At 71.9% G+C, this 13,429-nt stretch carries 11 protein-coding genes; 6 read left to right on the plus strand and 5 right to left on the minus strand.

The window, feature by feature from the left end; genetic code table 11:
* Positions 1 to 148: 148 nt before the first annotated feature.
* Positions 149 to 2,293, minus strand: coding sequence for an excinuclease ABC subunit UvrB (gene uvrB / locus AC5677_RS10020; RefSeq protein WP_497194668.1), 2,145 nt, complete (start codon positions 2,291 to 2,293; stop codon positions 149 to 151).
* Between the two features lie 522 nt (positions 2,294 to 2,815).
* Here uvrB and AC5677_RS10025 point away from each other — a divergent pair.
* The 3 genes from AC5677_RS10025 (at position 2,816) to AC5677_RS10035 (ending at position 5,116) form a co-directional block, all read left to right on the plus strand.
* On the plus strand, positions 2,816 to 3,700 hold the full coding sequence (locus tag AC5677_RS10025; RefSeq protein WP_497194669.1) for a glycerophosphodiester phosphodiesterase: 885 nt from the start codon (positions 2,816 to 2,818) through the stop codon (positions 3,698 to 3,700).
* Positions 3,701 to 3,850: 150 nt separating this feature from the next.
* Complete coding sequence (locus tag AC5677_RS10030; protein ID WP_497194670.1) at positions 3,851 to 4,453, plus strand: methylated-DNA--[protein]-cysteine S-methyltransferase; 603 nt, start codon at positions 3,851 to 3,853, stop codon at positions 4,451 to 4,453.
* A 120-nt stretch (positions 4,454 to 4,573) separates the two neighbouring features.
* Entirely contained in the window at positions 4,574 to 5,116 is a 543-nt protein-coding gene (locus tag AC5677_RS10035) for a DUF1697 domain-containing protein (protein ID WP_497194671.1), read from the plus strand.
* Between the two features lie 22 nt (positions 5,117 to 5,138).
* Here the strand turns inward: AC5677_RS10035 and AC5677_RS10040 are convergent, their stop codons facing one another.
* Entirely contained in the window at positions 5,139 to 5,609 is a 471-nt protein-coding gene (locus tag AC5677_RS10040; RefSeq protein ID WP_497194672.1) for a type II toxin-antitoxin system PemK/MazF family toxin, read from the minus strand.
* 141 nt (positions 5,610 to 5,750) lie between these two features.
* Between AC5677_RS10040 and AC5677_RS10045 the strand changes: the two genes are divergently transcribed.
* Positions 5,751 to 7,181: a WGR domain-containing protein gene (locus tag AC5677_RS10045; protein ID WP_497194673.1), complete on the plus strand. Its 1,431-nt coding sequence runs from the start codon at positions 5,751 to 5,753 to the stop codon at positions 7,179 to 7,181.
* Between the two features lie 24 nt (positions 7,182 to 7,205).
* On the opposite strand, the gene AC5677_RS10050 is transcribed toward AC5677_RS10045, so the two are convergent.
* The 3 genes from AC5677_RS10050 to AC5677_RS10060 form a co-directional block, all read right to left on the minus strand.
* Positions 7,206 to 7,844, minus strand: a complete 639-nt coding sequence (locus AC5677_RS10050; RefSeq protein WP_497194674.1) for a nucleoside/nucleotide kinase family protein — start codon at positions 7,842 to 7,844, stop codon at positions 7,206 to 7,208.
* A 159-nt stretch (positions 7,845 to 8,003) separates the two neighbouring features.
* Positions 8,004 to 8,972: an IclR family transcriptional regulator domain-containing protein gene (locus AC5677_RS10055; protein WP_497194675.1), complete on the minus strand. Its 969-nt coding sequence runs from the start codon at positions 8,970 to 8,972 to the stop codon at positions 8,004 to 8,006.
* Between the two features lie 156 nt (positions 8,973 to 9,128).
* Entirely contained in the window at positions 9,129 to 10,073 is a 945-nt protein-coding gene (locus AC5677_RS10060; protein ID WP_497194676.1) for a quinone oxidoreductase family protein, read from the minus strand.
* A gap of 723 nt (positions 10,074 to 10,796) precedes the next feature.
* Here AC5677_RS10060 and AC5677_RS10065 point away from each other — a divergent pair.
* Both AC5677_RS10065 and AC5677_RS10070 read left to right on the plus strand, forming a co-directional pair.
* The gene (locus tag AC5677_RS10065) at positions 10,797 to 12,179 is read left to right on the plus strand and encodes an FAD-dependent oxidoreductase (protein ID WP_497194677.1); all 1,383 of its coding nucleotides are present in this window, start codon (positions 10,797 to 10,799) and stop codon (positions 12,177 to 12,179) included.
* A 142-nt stretch (positions 12,180 to 12,321) separates the two neighbouring features.
* The gene (locus AC5677_RS10070) at positions 12,322 to 13,398 is read left to right on the plus strand and encodes an RNA ligase (ATP) (RefSeq protein WP_497194678.1); all 1,077 of its coding nucleotides are present in this window, start codon (positions 12,322 to 12,324) and stop codon (positions 13,396 to 13,398) included.
* The last annotated feature ends 31 nt before the right edge of the window (positions 13,399 to 13,429 follow it).

The raw sequence follows: 13,429 nt of genomic DNA on the forward strand, positions 1-13,429 counted from the left end.
CGGCGGTGCCTTCGACCCTACGCACCACGACGGGGCCAGGACGTCCGCGCCCCGCGTTTTGTGGCGTTTCTGCAACACACCTCGGCGGCGTGCCTCGGCGACACACCCGGAGCGGGGAGGCCCCCGCGCCGACGTGCGGCGACGCCCCTCACTTCACGCCGGCCTCCTTCATCTGCCGCAGTTCCTTCTTCAGTTCGCCGACCTCATCGCGGAGCCGGGCCGCGACCTCGAACTGCAGCTCGGCCGCGGCGGCCCGCATCCGCTCCGTCATCTCCTCGATCAGCTCGGCGAGTTCGGCGGCCGGACGGTCCGTCAGGGCCGCCCCGCCCTTGCCGCCCTTGCCCTTCGCGCCCGCGGCGGCCTTCGCGCCGAGCGCCGGCACCGGGGCCTTGCCGCCCTTGCCACCCGCCCCCTCGGAGGGCTTGCGGTACGCCGTGCCGAGCAGCTCCTGGGTGTCGATCTCCTCCCGCGCGATCGTGGCCACGATGTCGCCGATCTTCTTGCGCAGCGGCTGGGGGTCGATGCCGTTCTCCTTGTTGTACGCGAGCTGCTTCTCCCGGCGGCGGTTGGTCTCGTCGATGGCCTTCTCCATCGCCGCGGTGATCTTGTCGGCGTACATGTGCACCTGGCCGGAGACGTTACGGGCGGCACGTCCGATCGTCTGGATCAGCGCCGAACCGGAGCGCAGGAAACCCTCCTTGTCGGCGTCCAGGATGGCCACCAGCGACACCTCGGGCAGGTCGAGGCCCTCCCGCAGCAGGTTGATGCCCACCAGGACGTCGAACTCGCCGGACCGCAGCTCACGCAGCAGCTCCACACGCCGCAGGGTGTCCACGTCGCTGTGCAGATAGCGGACCTGGATACCGAGCTCCAGGAAGTAGTCCGTGAGGTCCTCGGCCATCTTCTTGGTCAGGGTGGTGACCAGGATGCGCTCGTCCTTCTCCGTCCGCGCCCGGATCTCGTGCACCAGGTCGTCGATCTGCCCGTCGGTTGGCTTGACGACCACCTCCGGGTCGACCAGGCCGGTCGGGCGGATGATCTGCTCCACGAAGCCGTCGCCGCGCGCGAGTTCGTACTTGCCGGGGGTCGCGGACAGATAGACGGTCTGGCCGATGCGCTCGAGGAACTCCTCCCACTTCAGCGGCCTGTTGTCCATGGCCGACGGCAGGCGGAAGCCGTGCTCGACCAGGGTGCGCTTGCGGGAGGCGTCGCCCTCGTACATCGCGCCGATCTGCGGGACGGTGACATGCGACTCGTCGATGACGAGGAGGAAGTCGTCCGGGAAGTAGTCGATGAGGGTGTTGGGCGCGGAGCCCGGCTCGCGGCCGTCCATGTGCATCGAGTAGTTCTCGATGCCCGAGCAGGAGCCGATCTGCCGCATCATCTCGATGTCGTAGGTGGTGCGCATCCGCAGCCGCTGGGCCTCCAGCAGCTTGCCCTGCTTCTCCAGGGTGGCCAGGCGCTCCGCCAGCTCGGCCTCGATGCCGGCGATGGCCTTCTCCATGCGCTCGGGGCCGGCGATGTAGTGGCTGGCCGGGAAGATGTACAGCGACTGGTCGTCGCTGATCACCTCGCCGGTGAGCGGGTGGAGCGTGGAGAGCGCCTCGATCTCGTCGCCGAACATCTCGATGCGGACGGCCAGCTCCTCGTAGACCGGGAAGATCTCGATGGTGTCGCCGCGGACCCGGAACGTGCCGCGGGTGAAGGCGACGTCGTTGCGGGTGTACTGGATGTCGACGAAGCGGCGCAGGAGCTGGTCGCGGTCGATTTCGTCGCCGACCTTCAGGGGCACCATCCGGTCGACGTACTCCTGCGGCGTACCGAGGCCGTAGATGCAGGACACCGAGGCGACCACGACGACGTCCCGCCGGGTGAGCAGCGAATTCGTCGCGGAGTGGCGCAGCCGTTCGACCTCCTCGTTGATGGAGGAGTCCTTCTCGATGTACGTATCGGACTGGGGGACGTACGCCTCGGGCTGGTAGTAGTCGTAGTACGAGACGAAGTACTCGACGGCGTTGTTGGGCAGCAGCTCGCGGAATTCGTTGGCGAGCTGGGCCGCGAGGGTTTTGTTGGGCGCCATGACGAGGGTCGGGCGCTGCAGCTTCTCGATCATCCACGCGGTGGTCGCCGACTTGCCGGTGCCGGTCGCGCCCAGCAGGACGACATCCTTCTCACCCCCGCGGATGCGCCGTTCCAGCTCGGCGATGGCCGCCGGCTGGTCACCGTTGGGCTGGAAGGGGCTGACGACCTCGAAGGGCGCCACCGTGCGTTCGATCTTTGATACGGGCCGCATGGGATCCACCGTACGACCCGCCACTGACAACCGGGGTGGCAAACGCTCCGACCAGCTGATTCGCGCGAATGGCCGCCACCCGTCGCGGGCACTCGGCCGTCCGCCCGCGCCGCCCCGCCGGGGCCGTCACCGCCGCACGGCCGGTGCCGGCCGCGGACCGCTCCGGCGGGTCTGACCTCGCGGGTCCGCCGCGGAGCGGGGTGCGGCGGCCGCCACGGGGGCCGGTCCGGGGCGGGCCCTTCGGGGCAAAACCGCTCACAAACGCTACGGGTGACGCGGCATCGGTCGAGATGCGCAGATGCCGTGACTCCGGCAAGTTGGACGGCGTCGGGCGCACTGCCGCACGGCAGATACGGGCATCCTCCAACCACGGCACTCACGCGGAACACCGGCCGCCTCGCCTTCATTCCCCGGCCACCTTCCGACCACCTACCGCTACGGCCCGGCTGCGAGCCTCCGCCCGTATGACCGGTGCACGTCACTCCAGGTCTGTTCACGTCCCCGACGTCACGAGGAGTCCGTATGCGTATTCGTCCCGTCGCCACCGTTGTCGCCGGTGCGCTCATGGGTCTGTCCGCGCTCGTCGTCTCCAGCCCCGCCGCGCAGGCCGCGGCCAACGGGCACAACCCGGTGGCGATCGCCCATCGCGGCGCCCCGACGCACGCCCCCGAGAACACCCTGGCCTCCATCGACGCGGCCCGCCGGCTCGGCGATGTCTGGGTCGAGAACGACGTCCAGCGCACCAAGGACGGCGAGCTGGTCGTCCTGCACGACAACTCGCTGGCCCGGACCACCAACGTCGAACAGGTCTTCCCCGACCGGAAGCCGTGGAACGTCAAGGACTTCACCCTCAACGAGATCGAGAAGCTGGACGCGGGCAGCTGGTTCAGCCCGAAGTTCGAGGGTGAGCGGGTGCCCACGCTCGAGGACTACATGGACGAGGTCGAGGACAACGGCCAAAGGCTCCTGCTGGAGCTCAAATCGCCGGAGCTCTACCCCGGTATCGAGCTGCAGACCCTGATGCAGCTGCGGCACCAGGGCTGGCTGGACAGAAGCCACGTCAAGCGCCGGCTGATCATCCAGAGCTTCAACGCCGAGGCCGTCAAGACCGTCCACAGCATCCGGCCGGACATCAAAACGGGCTTCCTCGGCAATCCGTCGGTCGCCGACCTCCCCACGTACGCGGAGTACTGCGACCAGATCAACCCCAACTACACGACGGTGACGCCCGGCTACGTCAACGCCGTGCACGGCCTGCAGGGCCCGCACGGGCGCCGGATGCAGCTCTACACCTGGACCGTCGACGACGGCACGAAGGCGGTCGGCCTCGCCCGGATGGGTGTCGACGGCATCATCAGCAACAAGGCCGACGAGATCCGCGAGGCGCTGGAGACCAGCGACGACTGACCGGCCGCGGGACGGCAAGCGGGCAGGACCGGCATCGTCGCCCTGACCTGCCCGTATCCGGCGTGTGGCACCCGTCGCGCGGGGCTCGGTCGCCGGCTCCCGGTGTCCTTTCCCGGCGCGATGTCAGTGGCGGGTCCTACGCTGAATCACGTGACGAATTCCGAGCAGGCCACAGCCGCGCAGGGGACCGGTCCGGTGACACCGCCGGAGGCGGAGCGCGGCGCACGCCGCGACTGGGCCTGGACCCGGCGCGAGAGCCCCATCGGTCCGCTGCTGCTCGCCGCGACCCGCAAGGGCCTGGTCCAGGTGGTCTTCCATGCCGACGAGCGCACGGCCCGCCGCGCGCTGACCCGACTGGAGCAGTACTTCGGCGGACCTCCGGTCGCCGGGATACCCCACGTGGCGACGGCCGGCGCCGAGCTCACCGCCTATTTCTCCGGCGAGCTGCGGTCCTTCACGGTGCCCCTGGACTGGTCGCTGTCGTCCGGCTTCCATGCCCGGGTCCTGCACGCCTTGGCGGACGGTGTCCCCTACGGCAGCGTCGTCGGCTATCAGGACCTCGCCGACCGGGTCGGGGAGCCGGGCGCCGCCCGCGCGGTGGGCGCGGCGATGGGTTCCAATCCGCTCCCGGTCGTCGTGCCCTGCCATCGGGTGGTGGCCAGCGACGGCGGTATCGGCGGCTTCGGCGGCGGGCTGGAGACCAAACGGCTGCTGCTGGCGCTGGAGGGGGTCCTGCCCGCGCCGCTGTTCTGACCGTCTCCCGTTCCCCGGTTCTCGTTCCCTGTTCCCTGTTCCCTGTTCCCCGTTCCCTGTTCCCCGTTCCCCGTTCCCTGTTCCCCGGGCCGGTGTCCGGCTCCAGCGAAGGGCAGTGCCATGTCCCGTCAGATCGCTCTGCTGCGCGGCATCAACGTCGGCGGCCACAACCGCTTCCCCAAGGCGCAGCAGCTGGAGCTGGCTCAAGCCCTGGGGTTCCAGGACGTCTCCGTCCTGCTGCAGACGGGCAACATCGTCTTCGCCGACCCGGGAACACCGCCGGCGCAGACGGCCCGGATGATCCACGACCGGATCACCGCCGATCTGGGCCTGACCGTGCCGGTCGTCGTCCGGACCCGCGACGAGCTGGCCGCCGCCGTCGCCGCGAACCCCTTTCCGCAGGCGACGGCGGAGCCGAAGAGCCTGCATGTCACGTTTCTGTCGGCGGTGCCGGCCGACACCTCACGGCTGGACGCGCTCGATGCGGGCGCGTTCGCGCCCGACCGATTCCGGCTGACCGGGCGCGAACTGTATCTGTGGTGCCCCGACGGCATCGGCCGTTCCAAGCTCGCCGATGCCGTGAGCCGCGCCCCGCTCGGGGTGACGGCCACCGCCCGTAACTGGAACACCGTCACCAAGCTGCTGGCCCTGGCGGACGCCTGACAGCTCGCGGTGCCCGGGGCCGTCAGCGCCAGCCGTAACGCTCTCGCAGCCGGTTGACGACCAGGTTGAAGCGGCCCCGGTCCAGTGCGCAGGCCTCGCGCCGCATCCCGTCCGGGTGCACCCGCAGCACCCGGTCCACCGCCACCCAGGAGTCGCGCCCCGCGCGGTCCCAGGGGCCGACGCCGATGGCGACCCAGTCCCGGTCGTGGTTGTGCCGCTTACTGGAGAGCTGCACGGCCAGCAGGGTGCCGCCGCTCTCGCGGGCCACGACGAGGACGGGCCGGTCCTTGCCGCGGCCGTCGTTCTCCTCGTAGGGCACCCAGGTCCACACGATCTCCCCGGGGTCCGGGTCGCCGTCGTGGTCGGGTGCGTAGGACGTCGTGACGGTGCCGACGGAGCGCGGCAGGGCTTCCACGGTCGCGGTGGGGCCCGCGCGGCCGGGCAGCGGCGTGGCGTCGTCGAATGCGTTGCCTGCGGTGGGTGAAGTGCTCATGGCAACACGCTAACCGCCGTCGCCGGCGGGCCGTCCGGCGGCCCGTGACCAGCGCCGGAGGCCGATTGTCAGTGGTGGGTCGTACGGTTTTTTCAGCAGCGGGGGACGGTCGTCGGGGCCGCCCGGGGGAGGGAGTTCGCCATGTTCGAGACCACGACATATCTGGAGCTGTCCCAAGAGGGCGGCGGCGCCCACAAGTTCTACGAAGTGACGGTTTCGGGCACGGACGTCTCGGTGCGCTACGGCCGGATCGGAGCGGCCGGCCAGCAGCAGACCTCGACGTTCCCGACGAGGGAGAAGGCGCAGGCCGCGGCCGCCAGGAAGATCGGTGAAAAGGTCCGCAAGGGCTACGCTCCCGCCGTCCAGGGGCAGCGCTCCGCGCGGTCGGTGACGCGGCGCCAGGTCACCTCCGCGCCGTCGACGGCGCGCGCGGTCGCGCCGGTGCTGTGGCGGTTCCGCACGGACGCCGCCATGTTCGGGATCCACATCGCCGAGGACCGCTGCTGGGTGGGAAATCAGAACGGCGAGGTCCACACCCTCGGCCACGACGGCGAGGTGCTCGCCCGCTATCAGCTGCCCGACGGCGTCAAGTGCCTGGTGGCGGACGATTTCTGGATCTACGCGGGCTGCGACGACGGCAAGGTCTACGACCTGTCCTCGAAGCTGCCGTTCGCCGCCTACGACATCGGGCCCGACGTCGACATCTTCTGGCTGGACATCCGCGAGGGCATCCTGAACGTCGCGGACCGCAACGGCGGCCTGACCGTCATCGACCACGAGGACGAGTACCAGTGGTCGCGGCGCAGCCCGGGGCAGCACGCCTGGATGGTGCGGCGCGACGAACACGCCGTCTACCACGGCCATCACCGGGGCGTCACGGCCTACCGCGCCGACGGCAGCGGCGAGCTGTGGCACACCCCGACCCGGGGCGGGGTGATGTTCGGCTGGCAGGAGGACCGCGCGGTGTACGCCGGCACGGACCGGCACGTGGTCCAGCGGCTGGCGAAGAACACCGGTGCCGTGGAGGCCACCTACAGCTGCGACACGGTCGTCTACTCCTGCGCCACCGCCCTCGACGGCCGTTATGTCTTCGCCGGGGACTCGTCCTCCTCGGTGTACTGCTTCGCCGCCGACGGCACCCGGCTGTGGAAGCTGGGCACGGGCGGCGGCTCGGCGCTGTCGATGCAGTATCTGGACGAGAAGCTGTACATGGTGACCACCGACGGCTCCCTGCTGTGCGTGGACGCCGGCGACGCGGCGATCGCCGCCGCCCGGTCGGGCACGGTCCCGGTTGCCCGGGACGTCAAGTCGGCGGCCGCGCTGCCCACTTACACCCCGTCCGCCACGGTGCAGACGGTGGCGTCCGCAGTGGCTTCCGGGATCGTGGTGGAGTGTGTCCAGGAGGGCAGCCGGCTGCGGGTCCATGTGGTCTCCGAGGGCTATGAACCGTCCTGGAACGTCCAGTTCCCCCGCCACATACGCCGTCCCGGGGCGCGCTATGTCGTCGAGGACCTGTCGCCGGCTTCGGGCGGTTTCTACCGCGTGCGAGGCGAGATCCGGCAGCTCGTCTGACGTCCTGGGCGTGCCCCGGGGCGCTCAGCCGAGCCCGCTCCAGGCCGGCCGGTGGGGATCGTCGGCCCGTACGACGACATCCGCCGCCTCCTGCGGCCGCGCCTCGTCCTCGTAGCGGGCGAACGCAGGCAGCGTCCAGCGCCGGTCCTGCGGCGTACGGCGGGTGAGCGCGGCGGGCGACAGCTTCAGGTGCACCGTGAGATCGAAGGGGAACCAGTGGCCGAGCAGCAGCGGGCCGTGCAGCACCAGGACGCCGCCGGGCGGGAGTTCCACGTATCCGCTGCGGGTGGCACGGTCCGCCACGGGATCCCACAGGTCCGGAAGCACCCTCCCGGTGCCGCCCGGTTCCAGCGGCTGGAACACCTCGCGCCACAGGGCCCGCCGGTCGAACCACTCGTCGTAGAAGGCGTCGGGGTCCTCGCGGCCGTACTCCAGCCGCAGGGAGGCGGGGCGCAGAAAGCCGAAGGTGCCGGCCTTGTGCACCGCCCGCCCCCGGATCCGCAGCGCCTCGGCGAGCCGCCCGGCCTGCTCGCCCGTGGAGGCCGCGGGGGCCCCGTCGACCGCGATCCGCAGCCAGGGGCTCCCGTCCTTCGCCGTCATCGCCGCGATGTGCCCGGCGAGGGCGTCGGCCAGCCGGTCCCAGGTGATCGCTTCAAACCGCACCCGGCCATTGTGCCCGGCCGCCGGGGAGGGCTCCCGTCCGCTCGGTGGTCGGCTGCCGCCTCCGGGCCGTCGGCCGGCGCACGGCGCGGCCGCCGTCGCCGCGCCGCGGTCGTCCCTCGGGTCCCCTCGGCGTGGTGCGCGCTGCGTCGGTACCGGTTTTCAGGCCTCGTTGGCGGCCGGGCGGGCGGCTCCGTAGCGGCTGAGTTCGGCCGCCGCCTCCTTCGTCGCCTCGATGACGCTCTCGGGCGGCTGCGGCATCACGTGCTTGGGCTTGAGGAGCAGCACCGAACCCATGATGGAACCGTCCCACATGATCGGCGCCGCGCAGGAGTTCCAGCCGGCCATGCACTCCTCGTACCCCAGCGCATGGCCGAGGTCGCGGACCTCTGCCAGGGAGGCCAGCAGCGCGTCGTTGTCCCGGAAGACGCCGGGCCCCGCCTGGTCGGGTACGGGCTCGGCCAGCACCCGCTGCTGGAGCACCGGGGACAGGTAGGCGAGGATCGTCCGGCCGGAGGCGCCGGTGCGCAGCGAGCGGGTCACCGACAGCACATCGCGGGGCGTCATCCCCAGCTCGGCGAGGTCGGAGTCGCCGACGGCCATGTCGATGCACTGGCGCTGCGCGCCGGAGAACGGCGCCACCATGTAGAGGAAGGCCAGCCCGCCGTCAGTGGCCTCGCGCAGCGCGCGCAGCGCGGTTTGTGTGGTGTCGCCGTTGAGGCGGTGGTCGAGGGCGCTGAAGGCCAGCTGGGCGGCGGAGGTCCGCAGGCGGTAGAGGCCGCGGTCGACGCGTTCGAAAATGCGCTGGTAGATACCGGACTGCAGGATGCGGTAGACGACGGAGTCGTCCAGGCCGGTGAATTCGGCGATCTCCCCGGGTCCATGGGCGTATCCGCCGAGTTCGGCGAATGCCGTCTGGACGAGGAACACCCGCTCGGCATGGCCGGATCCCGACGTCCGCGCGCCCGCGGCCGAGGTGGCCTTGGGGGCCTGGCCCACGTTCTTGGCGCGGGCCGAGCTGCGCTTCGCCGTGGCCGCGGTGCCCTCCCCCGGGTTCCCGGCCGCTCCCCCGTCGGAGGGGGTGGCGGCGGCCGAAGCCGCGGCTCCCGGCGCTGTGGTGCTGTTGCCCATGGTGTGCTCTCTCCCCTGGCAGTGATCCGCGCCCTGAGGCGCACGGCTTGTGTGGTGCGAGCCGGCACCCCCCGCGCTCGCGGCCCCCGTTGCTGCCCCGGGTGGGCGGCTGCGGGGTGCCCTCCCGAAGCCGTTGTGCCCATCCTGCGCCCTCGGTTACCGGGCGACGTCCAGGGTGAGTTTCCCGGTCGGGGTGCGCGCGGCCAGATCGTGGTGTGCGCGCGCCGCGTCACCGAGAGCGTAGGACGCGCCGAGCAGCGGCTTGAGCCGGCCGTCGGCCACCGCGTCGAACAGGGCCCGCATGGAGGTGGGCAGGGCGGTGCGGTCCGCGTAGAGCTGCGGGAGCCAGAAGCCCGAGAGCGTGAGGGACCGCTCCATCAGCGCCCGGGTCTGCACGCTCGCCAGCTCGCCGCCGGCGAAGCCGTACACCGCCAGCCGGCCGCGCGGGGCGACGGCGGCGAGGGTCTGCGCGAAGGTGGCGCCGCCGGTCATCTCCAGCGCCGCCTGCACGGGGCCGCCGGCCGCCGACACGATGCGTTCGGTCAGGTCGTCCGCCGTGGAGTCGACCACCGCGTGGGCGCCGAGCTCCGCCGCCACCTTGCGCTTGGCCTCCGAGCCGGCGAGGGCGATGACCTTGGCGCCGGCCTGCGCCGCGAGCTGGACGGCCAGCGAGCCGACGCCGCCGGCCGCGGCCGGGACGACGACGGTCTCGCCCTCGGTGATGCGCAGCGAGGTGAAGAGCAGATGCCAGGCGCTGTTGCCCTGGAGGGCCAGCGCGACGGCTTGTTGATCGGTGATGCCGTCGGGCACGTCCCAGGTGACGCGGCGGTGCAGCAGGGTCCGCTCGGCGTATCCGCCGCCGCGGGTCAGTCCGACGACGCGGCGCCCGCCGTCCACGGTGCCCACCACCTCGTTGCCCGGTGTATAGGGCAGTTCGACGGGCGCGAGGTAGGAGTCGCCGCGGACGTGCACATCCGCGTAGTTGATGCCGGCCAGGGTCACCTCGACCAGGGAGTGTCCGCTGCGGGGCTCGGGGTCGGGCACGTCCTCCAGCTGCAGTACGTCCGGGCCGCCGAATTCTCGCATCACGATCGCGCGCACGACTCTCCCTCGGGTTCTCAGGTGCGGTGCCCGCACAGGGTAGGCACGGCGCCCGCGGGCCCGCCGTCATCCGATCAATTCGCGCCAACCATCCGGCCGTTCGTGCGCCAACTTTCCACCTCCGGCGACACATATCCGGCGGCTTTCTCGCGAGGTGAGAAAGCAGCGGGACGCTTTCCACCCATTGACCCGAATTGCCATGGATCTACCCCACGGTATTCCCCGGGTGGCTCCTACGCGCCCTTCGTTTTCTTCCGGCTACCGGAAGGGATCTCCGCCGCCTACGATCCGGAACTGTGTCCGCCGTCGACCGGATATGACGGCCACGCCCCCAGGGGCGGCGTGCGTTCCGCGAGGCAAGCGCGCCGGCCCATCCCACCCGGTGACACGGGCGGGTGGCGGCGGGTACGGCCCCGTGTGCGGTGGGGCGGACACGGCCTGAGGGGGAATCATGATGGGGAAAACGGGGGGCGGCAGGCCGGCGTTCGCGCCGGCCTGCCGGGACCTTCAAATGGCCCGGCCGACGCCGCCGGCACCACTCCGCCTCCTGCGGTCCGCCTCCGCTTCCCTGCCTGCCTCCCTGACGGCCTCGATCGCGGCCGCCACCGACGCCGTCATCGCCGCCGCGCGCCGGCACTCCCGCATGCATGCGGCACCGCCCTTTCTGGACGCGACCCGCTACCGCAGGGGAACCACGCGCCCCCGCCGAGAAAGGCACTGCCCATGAACGCGTCGAGCAGTACGAGCACCACCGGGCTCCAGTTCACCCACCCGTATCTCGCCGTGGTGCTGGGCGGCGGTTTCACGGGAATGCTCGCCGCCGCGGCGCTGTCCGAACACGCCGATGTCGTCATCGTCGAGCGGGACCGGCTGCCGCGTACCCGCGCCCTGCCCACGGACCTTCCGCAGGCCCGGCATGCGCATCTGCTGTCGGCGGACGGCGCCCGGACCGTGGCGGAGCTGCTGCCCGGCGTCATCGAACAATGGCTGGCCGAGGGGGCCCGCCCCATGCCGCTGCCGGCCAGGCACGCCGCCGCCCCGCAGGGCTGGTTACCCCGCCGGCCCGCGCAGTGCGTGATCGCCTGCTCCCGCGACCTGCTCGACCGGGTCGTCCGTGAGCAGGTCCCGGCCCTCGAGGGCGTCAGCGTCCTCGACGGAACGGAGGCCGAGGAGCTGACCGGAACGGCGGAGCACATCACCGGGGTACGCGTCCGGGACACCGTCACCGGCAAGGCCCACCGTCTGGATGCCGACCTTGTCGTCGACGCCACGGGACGCGGCTCCACGACGCCCGGCCGGCTGGCCGCGCTGGGCCTGCCGGTCGTGCGCGAAGAGCTCGCCGACTCCGGCATCGTCTGCGCCACCCGTATCTTCCGTGCACCGCCCGGCGCGGAGAACTGCCCGGTGATCGCCGACCGTTCCGGCCCGGAGAGCCGCCGGGATCCCGGGCGGACGGCGACGCTGGTCCCCATCGAGGGCGGCCGCTGGCTGGTCACCCTCACCGGCACCGGCGCCGGCCGGCCGTCCGAACACGCCGACCGGTTCGTGCCGTTCGCCCGCGGCATACCCCACTCCGTCATCGGCGACCTGATAGCCGACGCCGAGCCGCTGAGCGAGGTCCGCGTCTCCCGCGACACCGCCAGCCGGCTGCGGCGTTACGAACAGCTGCGGTGCTGGCCCACCGGCTTCGTGGCCCTCGGCGGCGCCGTCGCCTCGTTCACCCCCGATTACGGTCAGGGTCTGTCCATCGCCGCGCACAGCGCCCTCGCGCTGCGGGAGGCGGTGCACCGGCGCGGGCTGGACGAACCGTCCCTGGCCCGCAGCGTGCAGCAGACCATCGCACGCATCGCCCAGGCACCCTGGGCACCGGCCACGCGCCGGGAGATCCCCGCCGCCCCCACCGGGCGGCCGCGGTCCGCGGCCGCCCGGTTCGTCCGCGGCGCCGTCAACGGCGTGCTCACCACCGCCCTCGGCCGCCCCCCGGTCCACCGCGCCTACATCGACGTGATCACACCCGCCGCTCCCCCGGCCCGCTTCGCGCGCCCGGCCGCCTCGGTACCCGTATCGGCGACCGTGGCCGGCCGGCGCAAACCGGCAGAGCACTGACGGGCCGGCCCCGCACGGCAGGGAAAATCCGTTCGCCCGGCGCCCGCCCGTCGATCACAGTGGTGGCGGGGTGCCGCACCGCGCGGCAGCCCGCACCACGCAACCACGGCACAACTGCCGTGCACAGGAACGGGGATCCGGCATGTCGACGCTGCGCGTCACGGTCGAGCAGGTGACGATTCATGAGCATCCCAACGCCGATGCGCTGGAACTCGCCCAGGTCGGGCTGTACCGCGCCGTCGTCGCCAAGGGGGTCTACCGCACCGGCGACTTCGCCCTGTACATCCCCGAGCAGGCCGTACTGCCCCAGGAGCTGGTGGCCGAGCTCGGGCTGACCGGCAAGCTGGCCGGGTCCGCCGCCAACCGGATCAAGGCGATCCGGCTGCGCGGTGAGCTGTCGCAGGGCATCGTCTGCCGGCCGAAGGCCCTGGACGGCAGGGATCTGGCGCGGGCGGGCGAGGAGGGCGTGGACTTCGCGGCGGAGCTGGGCATCGTGAAATGGGTGCCGCCGGTGCCGATTTCGATGAGCGGCGAGGTCGAGCCGGCGCCCGGTCTGCTGCCGTGGATCGATATCGAGAACCTCAAGCGCTATCCGGAGGTGTTCGCCGACGGCGAGCCGGTGGCGGTCACGGAGAAGGTGCACGGCACCGCGTGCGCGCTGACCTACAGCGCGGGCGACGGCCGCGTGCAGGTGACGTCCAAGGGGCTGGGCGCGCAGCGGCTGGCCCTGGTGGAGGACCCGAAGAATCTGTACTGGCGGGCGGTGCGCGCCCATCGTGCGGACCGGGTCGCGGCGGAGCTGGCCGCGGAGCTGGGGGCTTCGCGGGTCGGCGTCTTCGGCGAGGTGTACGGCGACGGCGTACAGGATCTGGGGTACGGCGCGGACAGCCGCCGGGGCGAGCCCGCGTACGCCGTGTTCGATGTGTCGGTGGAGGTCGGCGGTCAGGTGCGTTGGCTGGAGCCGCAGGAGCTGACGAAGGTGCTGGCCGGGCGGCTTCCGGTGGTGCCGACGCTGTTCACGGGTCCCTATGACGCGCGGCGGGTGATGGAGCTGGCCGAGGGGCGCGAGACGCTGTCCGGGCGCGCGGTGCACATCCGGGAGGGCGTCGTCGTCCGTCCGCTGGGCGACCGCTTCAGCCCGGTGCTGGGCGGCCGCGCCATCGCCAAGGTGGTCGGGGGCGCGTATCTGACGCGCAAGGGCGGCACGGAGTACGAGTAGCCGCCGGTCCGTTGGCCCGTTCCGGCCGGCC

The organism is Streptomyces sp. JLSY215 (assembly GCF_059682825.1).